The 20,124-nt window shown below is 57.6% G+C and carries 17 protein-coding genes and 1 tRNA gene; 11 read left to right on the forward strand and 7 right to left on the reverse strand.

The genetic code is table 11. The annotated features are described in order from the left end of the window. Positions 1-23 precede the first annotated feature (23 nt). Positions 24-99: transfer RNA gene (locus C7436_RS00285), tRNA-Asn, on the reverse strand. Positions 100-172: 73 nt separating this feature from the next. On the opposite strand from C7436_RS00285, the gene C7436_RS00290 reads away from it, so the two are divergent. Beyond that, positions 173-1,138 (forward strand): YheT family hydrolase, encoded by a 966-nt coding sequence (locus C7436_RS00290; protein ID WP_228198023.1) that lies wholly within the window; start codon positions 173-175, stop codon positions 1,136-1,138. Positions 1,139-1,142: 4 nt separating this feature from the next. Here C7436_RS00290 and C7436_RS00295 read toward each other — a convergent pair whose 3' ends face one another. Beyond that, complete coding sequence (locus C7436_RS00295; protein WP_113879631.1) at positions 1,143-1,784, reverse strand: arylesterase; 642 nt, start codon at positions 1,782-1,784, stop codon at positions 1,143-1,145. Positions 1,785-1,845: 61 nt separating this feature from the next. Here C7436_RS00295 and C7436_RS00300 point away from each other — a divergent pair, with 61 nt between their 5' ends. Then, a complete protein-coding gene (locus C7436_RS00300; RefSeq protein WP_121207012.1) occupies positions 1,846-2,565 on the forward strand; it encodes an ABC transporter ATP-binding protein in 720 nt (239 codons plus the stop codon). Continuing rightward, positions 2,565-5,051: an ABC transporter permease gene (locus C7436_RS00305; protein ID WP_121206321.1), complete on the forward strand. Its 2,487-nt coding sequence runs from the start codon at positions 2,565-2,567 to the stop codon at positions 5,049-5,051. Before C7436_RS00300 ends, C7436_RS00305 begins: the two co-directional genes overlap by 1 nt. 7 nt (positions 5,052-5,058) lie before the next feature. Here C7436_RS00305 and C7436_RS00310 read toward each other — a convergent pair whose 3' ends face one another. The 4 genes from C7436_RS00310 to C7436_RS00325 all read right to left on the reverse strand — a co-directional run bounded on the left by C7436_RS00310 (position 5,059) and on the right by C7436_RS00325 (position 9,170). Next, on the reverse strand, positions 5,059-5,829 hold the full coding sequence (locus C7436_RS00310; protein WP_121206322.1) for a substrate-binding periplasmic protein: 771 nt from the start codon (positions 5,827-5,829) through the stop codon (positions 5,059-5,061). A gap of 174 nt (positions 5,830-6,003) precedes the next feature. After that, a complete protein-coding gene (locus C7436_RS00315) occupies positions 6,004-7,191 on the reverse strand; it encodes an iron-containing alcohol dehydrogenase (protein ID WP_014421801.1) in 1,188 nt (395 codons plus the stop codon). Further along, a complete protein-coding gene (locus tag C7436_RS00320; RefSeq protein ID WP_031209808.1) occupies positions 7,191-7,736 on the reverse strand; it encodes a hypothetical protein in 546 nt (181 codons plus the stop codon). Before C7436_RS00320 ends, C7436_RS00315 begins: the two co-directional genes overlap by 1 nt. 159 nt (positions 7,737-7,895) lie before the next feature. Further along, positions 7,896-9,170 carry a M48 family metalloprotease gene (locus tag C7436_RS00325; protein ID WP_121206323.1) on the reverse strand — a complete coding sequence of 425 codons (1,275 nt, stop codon included), beginning with the start codon at positions 9,168-9,170 and terminating at the stop codon, positions 7,896-7,898. Positions 9,171-9,337: 167 nt separating this feature from the next. Here C7436_RS00325 and C7436_RS00330 point away from each other — a divergent pair, with 167 nt between their 5' ends. The 7 genes from C7436_RS00330 to C7436_RS00360 all read left to right on the forward strand — a co-directional run bounded on the left by C7436_RS00330 (position 9,338) and on the right by C7436_RS00360 (position 16,899). Further along, positions 9,338-10,078 carry a DUF599 domain-containing protein gene (locus C7436_RS00330; RefSeq protein ID WP_014421798.1) on the forward strand — a complete coding sequence of 247 codons (741 nt, stop codon included), beginning with the start codon at positions 9,338-9,340 and terminating at the stop codon, positions 10,076-10,078. Positions 10,079-10,096: 18 nt separating this feature from the next. Further along, positions 10,097-10,567, forward strand: a complete 471-nt coding sequence (locus tag C7436_RS00335) for a PaaI family thioesterase (RefSeq protein WP_014421797.1) — start codon at positions 10,097-10,099, stop codon at positions 10,565-10,567. Next, on the forward strand, positions 10,564-10,998 hold the full coding sequence (locus tag C7436_RS00340; protein ID WP_011784563.1) for a PaaI family thioesterase: 435 nt from the start codon (positions 10,564-10,566) through the stop codon (positions 10,996-10,998). The genes C7436_RS00335 and C7436_RS00340 overlap by 4 nt, the downstream gene beginning before the upstream one ends. Before the next feature lie 101 nt (positions 10,999-11,099). After that, positions 11,100-12,992, forward strand: coding sequence for a molecular chaperone HtpG (gene htpG / locus C7436_RS00345; protein ID WP_121206324.1), 1,893 nt, complete (start codon positions 11,100-11,102; stop codon positions 12,990-12,992). A gap of 14 nt (positions 12,993-13,006) precedes the next feature. Beyond that, complete coding sequence (locus C7436_RS00350; RefSeq protein ID WP_121206325.1) at positions 13,007-13,225, forward strand: DUF2835 domain-containing protein; 219 nt, start codon at positions 13,007-13,009, stop codon at positions 13,223-13,225. Positions 13,226-13,598: 373 nt separating this feature from the next. Continuing rightward, positions 13,599-15,773, forward strand: coding sequence for a catalase/peroxidase HPI (gene katG, locus C7436_RS00355; protein WP_121206326.1), 2,175 nt, complete (start codon positions 13,599-13,601; stop codon positions 15,771-15,773). A 148-nt stretch (positions 15,774-15,921) separates the two neighbouring features. Then, positions 15,922-16,899, forward strand: a complete 978-nt coding sequence (locus C7436_RS00360; RefSeq protein ID WP_121206327.1) for a tRNA dihydrouridine synthase — start codon at positions 15,922-15,924, stop codon at positions 16,897-16,899. Here C7436_RS00360 and C7436_RS00365 read toward each other — a convergent pair. Then, on the reverse strand, positions 16,896-17,915 hold the full coding sequence (locus C7436_RS00365; protein ID WP_121206328.1) for a class I fructose-bisphosphate aldolase: 1,020 nt from the start codon (positions 17,913-17,915) through the stop codon (positions 16,896-16,898). The two genes, C7436_RS00360 and C7436_RS00365, sit on opposite strands and share 4 nt — an antisense overlap. Positions 17,916-18,067: 152 nt before the next feature. Between C7436_RS00365 and C7436_RS00370 the strand changes: the two genes are divergently transcribed. Then, on the forward strand, positions 18,068-20,122 hold the full coding sequence (locus C7436_RS00370; RefSeq protein ID WP_121206329.1) for a dehydrogenase: 2,055 nt from the start codon (positions 18,068-18,070) through the stop codon (positions 20,120-20,122). Positions 20,123-20,124 lie beyond the last annotated feature (2 nt).

A 20,124-nucleotide genomic window follows, 5' to 3' on the forward strand; every position in this document is an offset into this window, starting at 1 on the left:
GATCAGCGGCCTTTCGGAATAAGTGGCTCCCCGAGCTGGGCTCGAACCAGCGACAAACGGATTAACAGTCCGTTGCTCTACCAACTGAGCTATCGGGGAACAGCATCAATGTGGCGCGCATATTAAGTACTTTAATCAGGTTCGTCAACCCCCTGAAATGAAAGGTCAAAATTTGCACAGAGCTAAGCTTGAACCCTATCGTCCGCCGGTGTGGTTGCGTAATGGCCACGTCCAGTCGGTATGGCCGACCCTGTTCCGGAAAGTGACCCTGCCGGAACCGGAAACCGACATACTGGCCACCGACGATGACGACGAACTGCATCTGGACTGGTATCGCCAGGGCAGTGACCGGCTGGCGGTGATATCCCATGGGCTGGAAGGCCACAGCCGTAGGCCCTACGTGCTGGGTCTGGCCAGAGCATTGATGGCCGACGGCTGGGATGTGCTGGCATGGAACTTTCGGTCCTGCGGCGGGGTGATGAACCAACAGCCGCGCTTCTATCACAGTGGCGCCACTTCGGATCTGCATGCCGTCGTCAGTCACGCGCTGGGGCGGCGGTATCAGAACCTCTTCCTGTCAGGTTTCAGTATGGGTGGGAATCTCACGCTGCTGTACCTGGGTGAGCAGGGGGAGCATGTGGACAGCCGTATCAGTGGTGCGGTGGCCTACTCGGTGCCTCTGGACCTGGCGGGCAGCGCGGACGTGCTGGCGCGACCCAGCCGGCGTATTTACATGCAACGGTTTTTGACGGATCTGCACGTCAAGATGCGGGAAAAAGCGGACAGATTCCCTGATCTGATCGATGTCACGGGTTTCGAGGAAATCCGAAGTTTTCACGAATTCGATAATCGCTATACGGCACCACTGCATGGATTCCAGGACGCGGCCGACTATTGGGCCCGGTGTTCTGCTCTGTTCCGGTTGAGTGATATCCGGGTGCCAGCTCTGGTAGTGAATGCAGCAGATGACCCGTTCCTTTCGGCCCGCTGTTTTCCGGACAGTCGCCGGGTATTGGGACATCACGTCCAGATGGAAATCCCGAAGTGGGGTGGGCATGTGGGGTTTGTCCAACATGCCCGGGACGGTTACTACTGGTCTGAACGCCGAGCTTTAGGGTTTGTCCGGCAGGTAATCTGAGTCGTCAGCTGCTGGCCTGTTTGTTCAGCAGCGGTTCCAGCTTTGGCCAGATGTTATCCAGCAGCCGGGGTTGTGCCTCTTCCGTCGGATGAATGCCGTCACCTTGCATCAAGCCGTCCTGATCGTAAATGCCGTCCAGAAAGAAGGGAACCAGGGGCGTATTGTATCGGTCTGAAAGAGTCGGAAAGATATCGGCGAACATAGTGGTGTAGCGCTGGCCGTAGTTTGGCGGGATCTGCATGCCCACCAGCAAAGGTGTGGCGCCGATCTCGCGTACCTGCTCGATCATATTGGCCAGATTGGATTCAATCACATTGGGTGGGAACCCCCGCAGGCCGTCATTGCCGCCGAGCTCAATGATTACAATCGTGGGATCGTGGGTTTCCAGCAGGCCTGGCAGGCGCCGCAGGCCACCGTCGGTGGTTTCGCCGCCAATACTGGCATTCACCACGGTCCAGTTCAGTTCCTGGCTGTCGATGCGGTCCCTCAGCAGCTCCACCCACGCGGTTTCCGAGGGTACGCCGTGGGCGGCGCTCAGGCTGTCACCCACCACCAGCACTGTGTTCTGGCTGGCCAGCGCAGGCAAGGTGAGCAAGAGCAGAGCCGAGAGTACGATTGATCTGACGTACAGCGATATCGTATGCATAGTAAATTCATATACCCTTTACAGATTCAACGATACAGACAATGGAGTTACCGTGAACCAGATGACGGATCTCAGTAATACCGATAGCAACCTTATGTTGCGGGTGACTGATCTGACCCATCGGGTCAGCCTGGAAACCGATACGCTCACGATCTTGCAGGGGGTCAGTCTGGAAATCAATCGGGGAGAGTCCGTAGCCATCGTTGGTCGCTCCGGTTCCGGCAAAACGACTTTGCTTGGCTTGCTTGCGGGCCTGGATACACCCACGGAAGGCACCGTTGAACTGGATGGTGCGGTCATCAGCAAGCTGAGTGAAGATGAGCGTGCCAAACTGCGGGCCCGTCGGGTCGGATTTGTGTTCCAGTCGTTCCAGTTGCTGCCGGCATTAACCGCGCTTGAAAATGTCATGCTGCCGCTGGAACTGGGCGGCACGGAGGCACCGGAGCAGCGGGCCAGAGAATTGCTTGATCGGGTAGGTTTGGGGGAACGGCTGAACCATACCCCTCGTCAGTTGTCCGGTGGCGAGCAGCAGCGCGTCGCGATTGCGCGGGCCTTTGCTTCCGACCCCGCCATTCTGTTTGCGGATGAGCCGACGGGCAATCTGGACAACCGAACCGGACAGGCGGTATCTGACCTTCTGATGGACCTGAACCGGGAGCAGGGCACCACACTGGTAATGGTTACCCATGATGAACACCTTGCAGAACGTTGCGGCCGGCAGCTGCACATCGAGGCGGGAGTGCTGACTGAGCCGGATCTGGCCGGGGAGCCGGCACACTGATGAGAGCCTCCAACAAACTCATGTCCGTGAGCCGAGACTGGCGAGAGCGCGATGTTCGTGTGGTGCTGGTTGCGCTGATTATTGCTGTTGCCACCGTAGCCACGATTGCGCTGTTCGCCAGCCAGTTGCAGCGTACCCTGGTATCGTCTGCCAGCTCCTTTCTGGCGGCAGACCGGCAACTGGAAGCCGAGAACGGCCGTCCGATCCCACCGGAATGGTTGGAGAATGCCCAGTCCCGAGGCCTCGAAACCGGGCGCATGGTGGAGTTCTCCACCATGGTCTTCGGCGAAAGCGGGTTTCAGCTGGTCTCGGTCAAAGCCGTGAGCGATGAATATCCGTTGCGCGGCGAAATCGAGATCCAGTCCGGTGCTGCAGAGCCGAGACAGATTGTCAGTCAGGGCCCCGGCCCCGGCCAGGTGTGGGTGAATCCACGGTTGCTGCGTCTGCTCGAACTGGACATCGGCGATACTCTGGAAGTCGGCAATCTTAAACTGGAAATCACCCGCTTATTAATCCGCGAGCCGGACGGCGGCTTCCGGCTGTCATCACTGGCGCCACGGGTGATGATGCATGTGGACGATGTTGCCGGCACCGGTGTGGTCCAGGAAGGTAGCCGCGTGGAATATGTCTACCTGTTTGCCGGCGCCGAAGGTGTGCTTGAAGACTATTACCAGTGGCTGGAACCACAGCTGGAGCCCAGTCACGAGTGGGAAGGGGTCAGAGACGGTGAAACCTTCTCGCGCTCCCTGGAGCGGGCCGAACGCTTCCTGCTGCTGGGTGGCAGTCTTGCGGTGTTGCTGGCGGCGGTAGCCGTGGCGGTGGCCAGCCGGCAATACGCTCTGTCTCAGAGGGACACGGTGGCATTGCTGAAAACCCTTGGATTATCCAGCCGGGGCATTGGTGAGCTCTACCTGCGCCGCCTCACTCTGTGGGGTGTTGTTGGCGTGTTGGGTGGTCTGGCAGTGGCGTTACCATTGTTCTGGCTGTTGGTGCGTTTGCTGAGCGACCTGCTGGAACGGCCCGTTGATTTCTACCTGGATCCTTCCGCGTTAACGCCCTCCCTGTTAACGGCACTGGTTTCTCTATTCGCATTTGCCTATCCGCCCATTCGCCGCCTGCGTAATGTTCCCGCCATGCGGGTATTACGCTCCCAGCCCGGCGAAACCGGCCGGGAAGCCATTCCGGATATCCTGCTGGCGGTGGTCGCCGTGTTTGGGTTGGTGTGGATGTACGCCGGCGAGCTGATGCTGGTGGCCGCACTTTTGGGCGGGCTGGTACTGCTGCTGGGTGTGCTCGGTCTGCTGGGGTGGGGCATGGTCGCCCTCTTGCGCAGAGTGAAGGGTGGCGGCAACTCCTGGCGCCTGGCCCTGGTGGGCTTATATCGGCACCGACGTGCCAGCATGGCGCAGATGGCGGTTTTTGCCATGACGCTTATGCTGGCTGCTACGCTGGTGTTGGTGCGTTCCTCCCTGCTGGACGACTGGCAGGCCCAGCTGCCGGACGACGCGCCAAACCATTTCCTGATCAATATTGCCCCGGATGCGGTGGATGATGTTGAGGAATTCTGGGCCACTCGCGGCGCGCCCCTGGAGACGCTTTATCCGATGGTTCGCGGTCGCCTGACCGAACTGAATGGCGAGCCGGTGAAAGAAGCGGTCAGCAAGGATGAGCGGGTTGGTGCGCTGAACCGGGAGCTGAATCTGACATGGATGCCGGAGCTGCCGGAAGACAACCGGATTGTGGATGGCCAGTGGTTCGGGCCGGGCGAAACCGAGGGGGTTTCGGTAGAAGCTGAGCTGGCGGAGAAACTCGGTTTGCAGCTGGGTGATCGGCTGACCTTCACCATCGGCTCCAGCAAGGTGACCGAGCCGGTAACGAGTATTCGTACTGTGCAGTGGGACAGCATGAAACCCAATTTCTACATGGCCTTCCCGCCCGACGGCGGTCTGACTGACATGCCCGCCACCTGGATTACCGCGTTCTATCTGAACCCGGACAATAAACTGGCTCTGAACGACTTCTCGCGCCAGTTCCCGACGGTCTCGGTGCTGGAGATAGACCATATCATTGATCGCATCCAGCAGATTGTGCAGCAGGTAACTCAGGCCATTGAGGCAATCCTGGCGCTGATTCTCGCGGCCGCTCTTGTGGTGATGGCAGCGGTTGTCAGTGCCACCCTGCGGGATCGTCAGAGGGAAGGGGCGTTGCTGCGAACCCTGGGCGGCCAGCAGTCGTTGTTGGCACGCAGTACTATGCTGGAATTCGCACTGTTGGGATTCTTTGCCGGTACGCTCGGTGTGATTGCGGCAGAAGGGGCGGTATATGCGCTCCAGGCCGGAATGTTCGAGGGCACTTTCCGCTGGCACTGGCAGGTGATGCTGCCAGTACCACTGATTGCAGCCATTCTGTTGGCGCTGTTTGGCCGCTGGCAATTACGACCAGTGCTTAGCGTATCGCCGATGCTGCTGCTTCGTCGCCTCGAGTGATCGGGTTTTAGCGATAGTTCGAGAGAATGGCGTCGAGTTCGCCATTCTCCTGGATATTTGCCAGCTCCTGGTTGAAGGCCTCGGCAAACGCTTTCCAGTCTTTACGCAGCATGATCCGGAAGCCGAACTGGCTGATTCCTTCCACAGAAGAGCGAAAGTGCTCGGTCAGTCCTTCGTTCCTGAGAATCCATTGCCCGACCAACCGATCCGCAAGCGCTGCGTGAAACTGCTCGCCATGCAGCACAAAGGTGAAAATCTCCCGATCTCTGGAGACGTCAAATCGCTTAATGCGATGATCTTTGAAATAGGGCTCGAGAAAGGGATAGTAGTATCCCAGTGGCGTGACAATCGTCTTGCCGTAGAGGTCTGCGGGGTGTTTGTATTCAAGCTCAGAGCTCTTCGGGAAGAAGAATACTTCCTCCACGTGAACGACCGGGTCGGTAAACAGGAACTTCTCCGGCTCTTCCGTCCACTCTATGGCCCTTGGCGTGCCGTCAATGTAGCCGTCGGCAAGCATAGGGTCTACCCGTTTTCTGGGGATTTTTACTGGTTCCACCTCGTAGCCCAGGCGGGGGACAATCAGGTTTACCACGTCCCACATAATACCGGAGGGCTTGCTGCCATCAACGATCAGATAAGGTGGGTAGCCGTTAGGAGAGATGTTGAAGCGGAACACCCGCTCCTGATTGTCCACTTCGGCAGCGGCATTGCCACTGAAAGTGGTTAGCAGGCTCAACAGGATCGCGGTAAAGGAGAGCTTGAAAAGGAGTTTCTTCATGGCGGAACTCTGGATAGGACAGGCCCATACGCTGGTTAGATCGATACCCGGCCAACTCCCTGCCAGAATGCCCGCTAAATATTACCTTCTTACTATTTTATTTCAATCATTGTGAATCTGACTTTAGGCTAACCCCGGCCAGAGAGGGCCGGGGCGAGATATGCCTCTGAGGTATCAGGCCCAGGCGCGACGAAGCACCGCCATGGCATCTTCGTGGCTCACTTCCCGGGGGTTGAACATGATCGAGCCGTCGTCCAGGGCCAGCTTGGCAATGCTTTCCAGCTGATTTTCCAGTACTTTGCCGGTTTCTTTCAACGTACGGGGCAGTTCGCAGCGCTTGTAGAGGGCATCCCGTAGTTTTCGAATGGCTGAAATACTGGCCTCGGCACGTCGGCTCGCAGGGGTGGCCGAGTAGACGTCCGGACCTTCCAGGTACAGCAGCAACTCGCCCAAAGGCTCCCGAATGCTCTCAAGGTTGAACTCAAGCACATAGGGCAGGTACAGGCTCATGCACAGTCCGTGGGGCAGGTGGCAGATGGCTCCGGTAGCATGTCCCAGAGAGTGGACCAGGCCCACCATGGAGTTGGAAAAGGCAATGCCCGCCATGGTTGATGCCTGAGCCAGTTCCAGTCGGCCATCGCTGTCTTTCGGATTATCCATGACTGAAAGCAGGGATTGGCTCACCTTCTTGACTGCTGCCGTGGCGTAGGCGTCGCTCAGGGGGTTTTTGGCCATGCAGGTGAACGCTTCGGTAGCATGGGTGAGGGCGTCCATGGCGGTAGCTGCCGTAATGTGGGGCGGCAGGGTCAGGGTCATACGCGGGTCGATGATGGCGGCGTTAGGCAGCAGGAATGATGAGGTAAACGGCAGTTTTACGCCTTTTTTCTCATCGGTGATGACCGCCACCGAGGTCACCTCGGAACCGGTGCCCGCCGTGGTAGGCACCACAAAGAAAGGCTTGAGCGGGTGCTTTAGAACACCGGCGCCACTGTATTTGGCGATATTATCGCCGCCTTCGGATACCAGAATATTGACCGCCTTGCCGGTATCAATGGCGGAGCCGCCGCCCACGGCAATGATCGAGTCGCATTTTTCCTTGCGGTAAACGCTGGCAATGTCTTTCACCACCGACGTGGAGGAATCCGGCGGCACATCATCGTAAATGGAGACAATCTCCAGCCCGCTTTCTTCGCAGGCGGCAATCACCGGCTCTAGCAAGCCGGCCGCGCGCACCCCTTTATCCGTGACAATCATAGGCCGTTTGGCTGCCAGGCCAGTCAGTTCATAGGGAATGTGTTCCAGCGCGGCTTTACCGGCAATCACTTTTACCGGGCAGAAGAACTCGTAGTATTTGTTGGTCATTATGCTCTCACTGTCTCGACGAATTGGGTGGCGACTTTCAGATAAATGCGGGCGGCACTGATGAGTTTTTCAGGCAGTTTGATGCTTGCCGGATATTCTTTGACCGCCCTTTCGGCAATTAGTCGGGGCAGGATGAATGATTCCAGTCGGTTGAGAACCCGGGTCATCCGCACCGCGTAACTCACATCCCCATCCACCAGCATGCGGTCGTTGGCAAAGGCAACGGAGGTCTTCTCCTGAAACGACAGTACCAGGAAGGCATGGGCGATATGCTTGAACTGGATCGAGAGGTCAACGGGGCGTGGAGCTTCATCCCCGTGGAAGAGCAATTTACCGTTGCCGGTGTGCTCAACGATGAGTTTTGGCCCGTTGGGCATAACCTGCATCTCGAACAGGAAGCCCTCCGGCAGTTCGCAGGTTTCGTTGCGGGTGGCTTCATCCACCTCGCTGATTGCCTGCAGTGCGCGCCCCATCACCTGGAACATGAGCTCAACATAGCTGCGTCGTGCGTGGGACATCATTGGCTGAAGTCGTTTTACGATCATGGTCGCCATCCGATTGTTGTTGGTTAATCTGATTTTTAGAGTTATTGCTCTAGAAGTCAATGCAATCGTTGACGCGGTTTTTGTGTCAGGTCAGCAAATGTGACAACCATAAAAAAACCGGGCGTATTGGCGCCCGGCTTTTTTTGACACTGCAAAGAGCTATTCGTTGAGTTCGGCCAGCTTGCGCTGAGCTTCAGCCCCCACATCACCACCGGCCTCAGCGGCGGTGGAGTAATAGGCTACTGCCTCCCTGCGTTGGCCCTGTTGCCGCGCGATATCACCTAGTCGGAGATAGGCAATGGAAGTGGGTACCACCTGATTGGCTTTCTCCAGATGGCTTTTTGCCTTGCCAAGGTTGTTCAGCTCCAGTTCGTTCAAACCGCTGTACAGCTGATACTGGAACATCTCCGGATAGAGTGACACGGCCTTGTCGAAATCGGCTTTGGCCTTCTCCGGTTGTTCCATGCCCCGATAGATTCGGCCGCGCAGCGCAAAGAACATGGCTTCTCGCGGTTCCAGCTTGATGGCCTTGTTTACCTGATCGAGAGCCGCTTCATACTTGCCTTCTGAGGCCAGCTTCATGGCTTCATCGTGAGCATCGTAGGCTGGCTGAAGTTCCTTGAGCTTGGCGATACGGCGCTGGTAAACGTCCCGGCCGCGATAACCGCCGGCACCGATCTTCTGAACCAGCTCCTGGTTTTCCTGAACCCGCTTGGCAGAGGGAGGGTGAGTGGCGAACAGGCCATCCAGCCATCCGCTCTGACGGCCTTCCGATAGCTTCAGAAACAGCTGTTGGAGCTCTACGGCGGCTTGTGGATCATAGCCGGCTTCTTTCATGTATCGGATACCGTAGGCATCGGATTCCAGTTCGTCTCCCTGGCTGTACTGGGCCAGCGCCAGCTGTGCACCCAGAGCTGCACCACCCATGATCAACCCGGCCCATTCATTATCGGAAAGGGCGAAGCCCAGTCCGGCCACCCCGGCGCTGATCAACATGCCCTGCTGCATCCGCTGCACGCTGTGGCGGGCTGCTGCATGAACAATCTCGTGGCCCAGCACCGATGCCAACTGGGCTTCATCCTCCAGCTCCGCCAGCAGGCCGCGGTTGATGGCGATCTTGCCGCCGGGCAGGGCCCAGGCATTGGGCACGCTGTTATTGAGCACGACAAATTCATAAGGAAGGTCTGGCCGGTCACTCACGCGCGCCAGCTTCTGGCCCACATCACGCACATAAATGGAAAGTTCCGGGTCGATGTAGAAGCGGCCGCCCTGGGTCTGTTGTGTGGGTGTGTACTGTTCCGCCCCTAGTGCCAGCTCCTGGTTCTCTGAAATCAGAGACAGCTGCTTCTCTCCGGTTACCGGGTTCACAGAACACCCAGCCAGCCCTGTCAGTGTGAGGGCGATTGCCGCTATCGCGATATATCTGGTCAACATTCCGGGTCTCACTTATGTCTCCTTAACGTTGGGGTAAGTTTATAGCACAGACCGGTTTCCGACGTCGGCACCGCCCGACAGACAGTGGTCGGCGCGCTCCCCTTGGCGTATCATAACGGAAGTTTTCGCCCTATTTATCTCCCCAATCCAGGCTTTTTAACCACCCAATGAGCTACTATCTGGAATTTCTGGCACTGATCTGGTTTTTTGTCTGCTGGGGAGGGTACACCTGGTATTCGCGCAATCGCGCCAACTCTCGCTCGTGTCTGTCGAACACCCTCGATCTATACCGGGAAGACTGGATGCGGGTCATGCTCAAGCGTGAAAACCGTATTTCAGACGCCTCGGTTGTCGGTAACCTGGAACGCAACGGAGCGTTTTTTGCGTCCAGCTGTCTGCTGATTCTCGCCGGTATTATCACCGCCCTCGGCTACACCAGCGAGGCTATGGAAATTTTTGCCACCATGCCATTTTCCGCTGTGCCCAGTCGTGAAATCTGGGAATTGCGATTGGTGGTGTTGCTGGTGGTCTTTATTTACGCGTTTTTCAAGTTCACCTGGTCCATGAGAATGTACAATTTCGTGGCCGTCATGATTGGCAGCGCGCCGCTACCAGACGACAGCAAAACCAGTCCGGCAGCGAGAGAGGCCTTTGCCCGCAGCGCCGGCAACATCTGTAACCTGGCCGGCGACGCGTTTAACCTTGGCTTGCGTTCTTACTACTATGCCCTGGCTGTGGTGGCCTGGTTCATTCATCCGGTGGCCTTTATGGCTGCCTCAACCCTGGTGGTGTACGTACTCTACCGCCGAGAATTCCACTCAGATGCATTATCCGCCCTGCGCGACGGCAAGGTCTTCGAAGAAGCCATACCCGCCCGTGCCGATGCGGACGTAAAATCCAAGAACTGATCTGCAGGACAGTCCTGAATGAATGATGAAACCCGAATAAACCGGGTTAACCGGTTTATCAGTACGCTCAACCAGGCAAGGGAACTGGGTCTGAACGCAACGGAGGCGGGTGAAGGCTATCTGGTTATGGAGCTGCCTTACAGCGACAAGATTATTGGCAACCCGGACACTGGAGTTATCCATGGTGGCGCTATCACGACCCTGATGGACACCGCCTCCGGTTCGGTAATGATCTGTGGTCTGGATGAATTTGAGCTGTGTCCGACCCTGGATCTCAGAGTGGATTACATGCGCCCGGCGGAGCCCCGGAAGCCGGTGTACGCGAGGGCAGAGACCTACAAGATTACCCGTAACATCATCTTTACGCGCTGCGAGGCCTATCAGGAGGGGGGTGAAACCATCGCCAATTGCGTGGGCACCTTCATGCGCATTGGCAAAGAAGCCACGCCGAAATCCTATCGCGACCTGATCACCGGAGGTGAGGAATGACCGACCCGGAAATTCTGCGCTACACCCAGGAAACCGGCGACTTCTCGCGCATGATGGAGAGTATCCCGTACGCCAGCTGGATTGGCCTGCAGTGCGACCGATTTGGTGATGACCTGATCTTCCGCCTGCCCGCAAAGGAAGAGAACCTGGGCAATCCGATCCTGCCCGCCATTCATGGCGGTGTGATTGGTGGTTTTATGGAAATGTCTGCGGCTATTTATCTGATTATGTCCCAGGACACCTTCCGCATGCCCCGAATTGTCGATTTCTCCCTCGACTATCTTCGGGCCGGCCTGAACCGGGAAACGTACGCCGAGTGCCGGCTTACCCGCCAGGGTAACCGCGTGGCCAATGTGATGATCTCCGCCTGGCAGAAGTCTCGCTCCCAGCCCATCGCTACCGCCCGCGCTCACTTCCTGCTCGAAGACTGATTTTGGGTGCTCGCCGGGGTTGAAATACTCCGGCCAACCCCCACTCTCTTGCTCATAAAACTGTTTCTTTATTTGTGACACAGCAGGAGACCAAACCAGCCATGACGGTAGAAGCCAACAAAGAGACCCTGGGATTCCAGACTGAAGTGAAGCAACTGCTTCACCTGATGATCCACTCTCTGTACTCGAACAAAGAGATCTTCCTTCGTGAGCTTATCTCTAACGCCTCAGACGCCGAAGACAAACTGCGCTTCGCTGCCCTGAAAGACGACAAGCTGTTTGAAGGCGATTCGGATCTCAAGATTCGCCTGGATTACGATAAAGATGCCGGCACCATCACCATCGCCGACAACGGCATCGGTATGACCCGTGACGATGTGATCGCCAACCTGGGCACCATCGCCAAGTCCGGCACCGCCGAGTTCCTCAAGCAACTGTCTGGCGACGAGAAAAAAGACAGCAAGCTGATCGGTCAGTTCGGTGTTGGTTTCTACTCCGCGTTCATCGTGGCGGACAAAGTGGAAGTGTTCACCCGCAAGGCGGGTGAGTCGGCCGACAATGGCGTGCACTGGGAATCCAAGGGTGATGGCGAGTTCACCATCGAGCCGGCGACACGTGAGCAGCGTGGTACCGAAATCGTGCTGCACCTGAAAGCCGAGGATAAAGAGTTTGCCGATGGCTGGAAACTGCGCAGCCTGGTGAAAAAGTATTCTGACCACATTTCGTTCCCGGTGGTGATGAAGTCCGAATCCGAGGAGGAGGACAAAAAGGGCGAAGAAGAGACGGTAAACGATGCCACCGCCCTGTGGACATTGCCTCGTACTGAGATCAAAGACGAAGAGTACAAGGAGTTCTACAAACACATCGCCCACGATTTTGAAGACCCGCTGACCTGGTCCCACAACAAGGTAGAAGGCAAGCTGGACTACACCAGCCTGCTGTACATCCCCAAGCGCGCGCCGTTCGACCTGTACAACCGGGAAGCGCCCCGTGGCCTGAAACTGTACGTGCAGCGCGTGTTCATCATGGATGACGCCGAGCAGTTCCTGCCGCTGTACCTGCGGTTCGCCAAGGGTGTGATCGATTCCAACGATCTGTCCCTGAACGTATCGCGGGAAATCCTGCAGAACGACAGCACCGTGGAGAGCATCCGCACCGCCATGACCAAGCGGGTGCTGGACATGCTGTCCAAGCTGGCCAAGAGAGACGGCGATGAGTACCAGGGCTTCTGGGATGAGTTTGGCACCGTGCTGAAAGAAGGTCCGGCAGAGGACTTCAGCAACCGCGAAAAAATTGCGGGACTGTTGCGCTTTGCCACCACCCATACCGGCGAAGCCACCCAGAACGTGTCTCTGGATGATTACATCAGCCGGATGAAGGAAGGCCAGAACAAGATCTACTACATCACCGGCGACAACTTTGCCGCCGCCAAGAGCAGCCCGCACCTTGAAGTGTTCCGCAAGAAAGGGATCGAGGTACTCATCCTCTCTGACCGCATCGACGAATGGATGATGGGCTATCTGAGCGAATACGACGGCAAGCAGTTCCAGGACGTGGCCCGTGGTGATCTCGACCTGGGTGAAGTGGAAACCGAGGAAGACAAGAAGCACCAGGAAGAAGCCGCCAAAGAGCACAAGGATCTGCTGGAGCGCATCAAGACCGCTCTGGAAGACCAGGTGCAGGAAGTGCGGGTAACCAACCGCCTGACCGATTCACCGGCGTGCCTGGTGGTGGGTCAGTTCGATATGGGCGCCCAGATGAAGAAGATCATGGAAGCTGCCGGTCAGAAAGTGCCGGAGAGCAAGCCGATCTTTGAAATCAACGTGGACCATCCGCTGGTGCAGCGACTGGAAACCGAGCAGGGCGAACAGCGCTTCAAGGAGCTGTCTGCCGTTCTGTTCGACCAGGCCACCCTGGCCAGCGGTGAACAGTTGAAAGACCCGGGCGCCTACGTAAGCCGCCTGAACCGTCTGCTGCTTGAACTGGCCAACTGAGCCAGGCATCGCCAATGCAGCAGATCATTGTGGACATCAGCATCAGCCCTGATGAGTGGATCAAGCTCTATCAGGGCGTGGCCACCGATGTTCACACCACGGCCCGGGACGGACGTTCTGTCCGCTTCCCGGCCCGTATCCTCTCCCGTTTTTTCCTCAACGACGGCGTACGTGGCAGCTTCCGCATCCTGTTTGACGACGCCGGCAAGTTCCTGTCCATCGAACGGTTATAGCCTTCTGACCTGACCGTTGCGGGTCAAACATAACCACCTGCCTGCCGGTCGATAGTAAAAATCTTTCAAAAAAGTTTTTTTAATTAATTGTAGCTGGGCATGCTCCCCGGCGTATAGTGATCTTGTCGCTGATCACCCAGGAGTTGCCCATGTCAGTGTTGTTCGATTACACGCAGTTAGCATGGAAAGAGACGTTTGCAATCCTTGCTGAGTACTACGGCGACTATGCCAGCGCCCAAAGCCTTGCTGATCATAGCGACCAGCTATCCGGACGTTAGGGAAGTTTCAAGCAGGGGCGATCAGCTTGACCTATGTTAAATGATGCCCCTCAACAACATGTCCCCTGCCCAAGTGGTAAACACAGGAGTGAACGATGAGTCAGAATAACAGTACAGGTGGAAAGTGCCCGGTCATGCACGGAGCCAACACCGCCAGCAGTCAGAGCGTGACTGGCTGGTGGCCTGAATCTATTAACCTCGACATCCTCCATCAACACGACCTCAAAACCAACCCGATGGATGAAGGCTTCGACTATCGGGAAGAAGTGCGCAAACTGGACTTCGACGCCATCAAGCAGGATCTGCATGCCCTGATGACAGACAGCCAGGACTGGTGGCCCGCAGACTGGGGTCACTACGGTGGCCTGATGATTCGTATGGCCTGGCACTCCGCCGGGACTTACCGAATGGCCGATGGCCGCGGTGGCGGTGGCACCGGTAACCAGCGATTTGCCCCGATCGCGTCCTGGCCGGATAACGCCAGCCTCGACAAGGCCCGCCGTCTGCTGTGGCCGGTCAAGAAGAAGTACGGCAACAAGATCAGCTGGGCCGACCTGATGATCCTGGCAGGCAACATTGCCTATGAGTCGATGGGCCTGAAAACCTTCGGTTTCTCCTTTGGCCGTGAAGATATCTGGCATCCGGAGAAAGACATCTACTGGGGTGCGGAAAAAGAATGGCTGGCTCCTTCCGATGAGCGTTACGGAGACATCGAGAAGCCGGATACTATGGAAAACCCGCTGGCAGCGGTGCAGATGGGGCTAATCTACGTAAACCCGGAAGGTGTTAACGGCCAGCCTGACCCCATGAAAACGGCTGCCCAGGTGCGTGAAACCTTCGCCCGGATGGCCATGGACGACGAAGAAACCGCCGCCCTGACGGTGGGTGGCCATACTGTGGGTAAATGTCACGGTAATGGTGATGCTGGCGCACTGGGGGCCGAGCCCGAAGGCGCGGATATCGTTGGCCAGGGCTTCGGCTGGGATAACCCCAATATGCAGGGCAGGGCGTCCAACGCCGTCACGTCGGGCATTGAAGGTGCCTGGACCAAGGAGCCCACCAAGTTCGACATGGGCTATTTTGACATGCTGCTTGACCACGAGTGGGAGCTGAAGAAGAGCCCTGCCGGTGCCTGGCAGTGGGAGCCGGTGGACATCAAGGAAGAGGACAAACCGGTGGACGCCACCGACCCGTCCATTCGCCACAACCCGATCATGACCGACGCCGATATGGGCATGAAGGTGGATCCGATCTACCGCAAGATCCTCGAGGACTTCCGCAAGGACCCACAGCGGTTCCAGGACGCCTTTGCCCGTGCCTGGTTCAAGCTGACCCACCGTGACCTGGGGCCCAAGTCCCGTTACATTGGCCCGGAAGTGCCGGATGAAGACCTGATCTGGCAGGACCCGATCCCGGCCGGCCCCACTGACTACATCGAGGAAGTGGTCAAAGAGAAGATCGCCGATGCCGGCCTTTCCATCAGTGACATGGTCAGCACCGCCTGGGACAGCGCCCGGACCTACCGTGCCTCCGACATGCGCGGTGGTGCCAATGGTGCCCGTATCCGCCTTGCGCCCCAGAAGGACTGGGACGGTAACGAGCCGGAGCGCCTGGCCAGGGTGCTGAAGGTGTATGAGCAGATCTCTGCCGACACCGGGGCCAGCATTGCCGATGTGATCGTACTCGGCGGCAGTGTTGGTATCGAGAAAGCTGCGAAGGCGGCTGGATACGACGTGCACGTACCCTTCCTGAAAGGTCGCGGTGATGCTACCGACGACATGACCGATGCGGCTTCCTTCGATGTGCTGGAGCCGGTGGCCGACGGTTTCCGTAACTGGCAGAAGAAGGACTACGTGGTCAAACCCGAAGAGCTGCTGCTGGATCGTGCCCAGCTGATGGGCCTGACCGCCGCACAGATGACCGTTTTGATTGGTGGTATGCGGGTGTTGGGCACCAACCACGGTGGCAGCAAGCATGGCGTGTTCACCGACCGGGAAGGCCAGCTGACGAACGACTTCTTCGTCAACCTGACCGATATGGCCTACAGCTGGAAGTCCGCCGGTGACAATCTGTATGAGGTTCGTGATCGCAAGACTGACCAGAAAAAGTGGACCGCTACCCGGGTAGACCTGGTATTCGGATCTCACTCCATCCTGCGGTCTTACGCCGAGGTGTATGCCCAGGACGACAATCACGAGAAGTTCGTTCGTGACTTCATCTCAGCCTGGGCCAAGGTCATGAACAATGACCGGTTCGACATACAGGCATGATCCGCCAGTAGTGTCGTAAAAAGTCGGCCGGACACCCTGATTTCAGGGTGTCCGGCTACCATCTTCCCCGCATATTCCTTACAATCCGCCCCGCCTGATTTTTGATCAGCTGAATCCTGACTCACTTCGCCCCGACCCTGGAGCCTTCATGCGAATCATCCTTGCCCCGATGGAAGGGCTGGTCGACGCACCCATTCGTGAAACCCTGACCAAGGTCGGTGGGATTGACCGGTGCGTGACGGAATTTATTCGCGTGACCCACGGCATGCTGCCGCCCCGGATTTTCTACAAGTACGCTCCGGAGCTTTACAACGGTGCGCTCACAAAAGTAGGTACACCCGTGGCCGTTCAACTGCTGGGCTCCAACGCCGACATGATGGGCCGTCACGGTGCCAAGGCTGCCGAGCTGGGAGCAGGGCAGGTGGATATCAATTTCGGCTGTCCCGCCAAAACCGTGAACAAGCACAAAGGTGGTTGTGTGCTGATGCGGGAGCCGGAGCTGATGTATGAAATCACCGCGGCCGTTCGTAAAGCCGTGCCTGCGGATATTCCGGTAACCGCCAAGATGCGTCTGGGTTACGACGACCGTTCCATGGGCGTGGCCTGTGGCCAGGCGTTGGAAGCGGCCGGTGCTTCTGAGATCGTCATTCACGCCCGCAGTAAGGTGGATGGTTACAAGCCGCCCGCTTACTGGGAAGAAATCGCCAGGGTACGCGAAGCGGTCAAAAGCCACGTAATCGCCAACGGCGAAATCTGGACCGTGGAAGACTACTGGCGCTGCCGAAAAGTCTCCGGCTGCGACGATGTGATGATCGGCCGCGGCCTGATTGCCCGGCCAGATCTGGCGGCACAGATCAAGGCCTCCCAGAGCGGAGAAACACGGGAGCCCATGAGCTGGGCCGAGGCCATGGTTCTGGTGCGGGAATACGCCGCTGCTCTGCAAACCCGCCTGGAAGACAAGTATGTGACCGGCCGCATCAAGCAATGGCTCAATTACCTGCGTCAGGGCTTTGCCGAAGCCGAGGCCCTTTGGCCCCAGGCTCGTAAAATCCGGGAAGTTGCGCCCATGCTGGCCTGCCTGGATCAGCCATTAGACCTTCCGCAGCGCCACACCAGCGCGGCCTAATTATCAGCTTCCATTGAGCCTAGATAATCACCGGAACGGGCCAGGCCATTGAGTCTGGCCCGTTTTTTCATGGCTGCCTGTGCCGACCCGGCATTCTCCAGCTTTCCGGCCCAGGCTTTCTGGGCAGGTTCCTGCAGAGCCCGGCCGTAGGAGAAACTTAGCTCCCAGGGATGGTAGCCCATGCTGTTCAGAGCATTGAGGTTCTCGGTGGATTCTTCAGGTGTCTGGCCTCCGGAGAGAAAAAATATCCCGGGGACGGCCGCCGGCACCACTCGCCGGAATACGCTCAGTGTTGCTTCGGCAACCTGTTCAGGCGAGGCTTTGCCGGATTCCTTGCCTGGTGTCACCATACTGGGCTTCAGTACCATGCATTCCAGGTTCACCCGGTGCCGGTGCAGGGCCTTGAACACTTCCAGCAATACGTCTTCGCTCACCTCTGCAGCCCGCTCGATAGTGTGATTTCCGTCAATCAGTACCTCCGGCTCAACAATCGGCACAATACCCATCGACTGGCACACGGCGGCGTAGCGGGCCAGCACCTCGGCGTTGGACTTGATGGCCTGGAACGAGGGCAGAGTGTCCGAGATATGGAACACATCCCGCCACTTGGCGAAGCGGGCACCCATGGCCTTGTAGTGTTCAAGCCGGGCTGCCAGGCCATCCAGTCCGTAGGTAATCTCGTCCCCCGGGGCATTCACCAGCGGGCCTTTGCCCTGATCGACCTTGATGCCGGGCACGATGCTCTGGCTGGCAAGGAGCTTGGGGATAGCAATGTCTTCCAGGCTCAGCTGTTCCAGGGTCTCTTCGTAAAGAATCACGCCACTGATGTGCTCGCCAAGTCCGGGCGTGGAGAAAATAATGCTGCGGTATTCGCGCCGCGTGGCTTCCGTGGATTCAACGCCTACGGCTTTGAAGCGTTTGGCAATGGTCGGGGAGCTTTCATCTGCGGCCAGAATGCCTTTGCCCGGTTGCACGAGATCGGCAATGGTGGCGTTAAGTTCTTCCTGAGTGGTCATGGAGCCTCCCTGAATCGGACTGGGGTTTGAGGTTTCGATACAGCATGAGTTTAGCCGGTTATTTTTTGCCTGCTATTTGATCTGAGCTAAAGCAGCTGAGCGCTCCATCTTCTAAACTGATTGCATAACAAAACAACAAGGATGCCCCCGCCATGAAAACGGTCGTTAGTGTCAGCCAGGGATCATCGGAATACGATTACGAACTGGAAACCACATTTCTGGAACAGCCATTCCGGATTATTCGGGTAGGCACGGATGGAAACCTGGAACGTGCCGAGGCGGTGCTGGATTCCGTTTGCGGGGAGGCCGATGCCATTGGCCTGAGCATGATTCACGATCACTACCAGGTGGGCCGTGAGCAGCTGGAACATCCTGACACGGCTCGCCTTGAGGCCTGTATTCCGGACAAACCGGTGACGACCGGTGCCGGCCTCCGGGGTATCTTGCAGGAATGGGCGGTACGCCATACGCAGACTGAGCTGGGGCACTTTTTTGACAACGCCCGGGTACTGTTGCTGAACGGCCAGGCCGGCTACCGAATTGCCAAGGCGTTGTCTGAACACACCGATAACCTGTTTTTTGCCGACCCCTATCTGGATTTCGGCGTACCGAGACTGCTGACTTCCCTGCGCCAGCTAGAAACCTATACATCGCTGACCGCTCCGGTGACTTTTCGTCCTGCGGCGGTCAAATTCATTGAAGCACTGCACAAAACGCCAATTTACCGCATGGGCGAAAAGCTTATTCGTGGCTCTTTACATGAGTCGGTGAAGGACTCCCATGTGATTGTAGGTGCCATGGGGGATCTGGAGGCTTTCTCGGAAAAGGAACTGGACGGTAAAACCGTGATTACCTCCCGGGTTACGGAGTCTGCCCTGGACTGGTTCCGCTCCCGGAAAGTCGCCATGGTAGTGGACTACAGTCCCTGGCTGGAAGGCCGGCCCGTGGGCGTGAATGTGATGGAAGCGATGATAAGCGCGGCCTTGTCCCGCACGCCGGAGCAGCTGGGCGCAGACGACTTCCTGGACGTTATTCAAACCCTGGGAATTGAGCCGCGGATTCTATATCCCAACGGCTATCGGCGGGTAAACCGCTTCGCCTTCGTGATTCATCCGCTGTCTCAGCAGTACCTGACCAAAACCCCACCGCTGGACTGGATTGCCAATGTCTCTCCACCCACCGTGATGAACCTGGTGGAAAAGGCTGTGGCTTACACACCGCCTTTCATTTACTCCAAGGTAAGCGGCATCAAATCCCCCACCGGAGACGAAGCCGAGGGTTGGTTGATAACCGTAGGTGGCACACCCAGGGAAATCATGGCCCACGGCCCGGAGTTTACCTACAGCCGGTTGTTGGCAGCGGCAAAACTGGCCAAGAAACTTGGGGCCCAGATTATGGGACTGGGTGCGTTCACCAAAGTGGTGGGTGACGCCGGCATCACCGTGGCCAAACGAGCACCGTTACCAATCACCACGGGTAACAGCTACAGTGCCTCCGGCGCGCTCTGGGCCGCCCACGACGCCGCCAAAAAAGTCGGCCGCGTGAGTATTGGCAAGAGCGGCAAAATGGCGGGTAAGGCGATGGTGGTCGGGGCCACAGGCGCCATTGGTTCCGTGTGCGCGCGCCTGCTGGCAAAAGCCGTGGATGAAATCTACATGGTGGCCCCGGAGGCAGCCAAGTTGCTGGCGCTGAAGGAAAGTATCGAACTGGAAACTCCTGGGGCCATCGTTCGCGTCTCTGCCACCACGGATCGAGATCTTTCAGAAATGGATATGGTGGTCACCGCTACGTCCGGGGCCGGTAAACGCATTCTGGACATCATGCAGGTGAAATCCGGCTGTGTGATCACCGATGTGGCCCGGCCATTGGATATCCCGGCGGAAGATGTGGCGAAGCGGCCGGGTGTGCTGGTAATCGAATCCGGGGAAATCCAGCTACCGGGAGACGTGCGCATGAAGGACATCGGCTTGCCCCGGGGCATCGCTTACGCCTGTCTGGCGGAGACGATCGTGCTGGCGCTGGAAGCGAGATTCGAGAACTTTACCCTGGGCCGAAATATTGAATGGGAGAAGGTGCGGGAGATCTACAAGCTCGGGCTCAAGCACGGCATGGAGCTGGCCGCCATATCCGGCGTGAATGGTGTGTTTACCGACGAGGACTTTGAGCGGGTGCGGACTCTGGCCGAAGAGGCCGAAGAGCCCGTTTGACT

The organism is Marinobacter nauticus, from assembly GCF_003634635.1.
Classification (GTDB): Bacteria; Pseudomonadota; Gammaproteobacteria; order Pseudomonadales; family Oleiphilaceae; genus Marinobacter; species Marinobacter nauticus.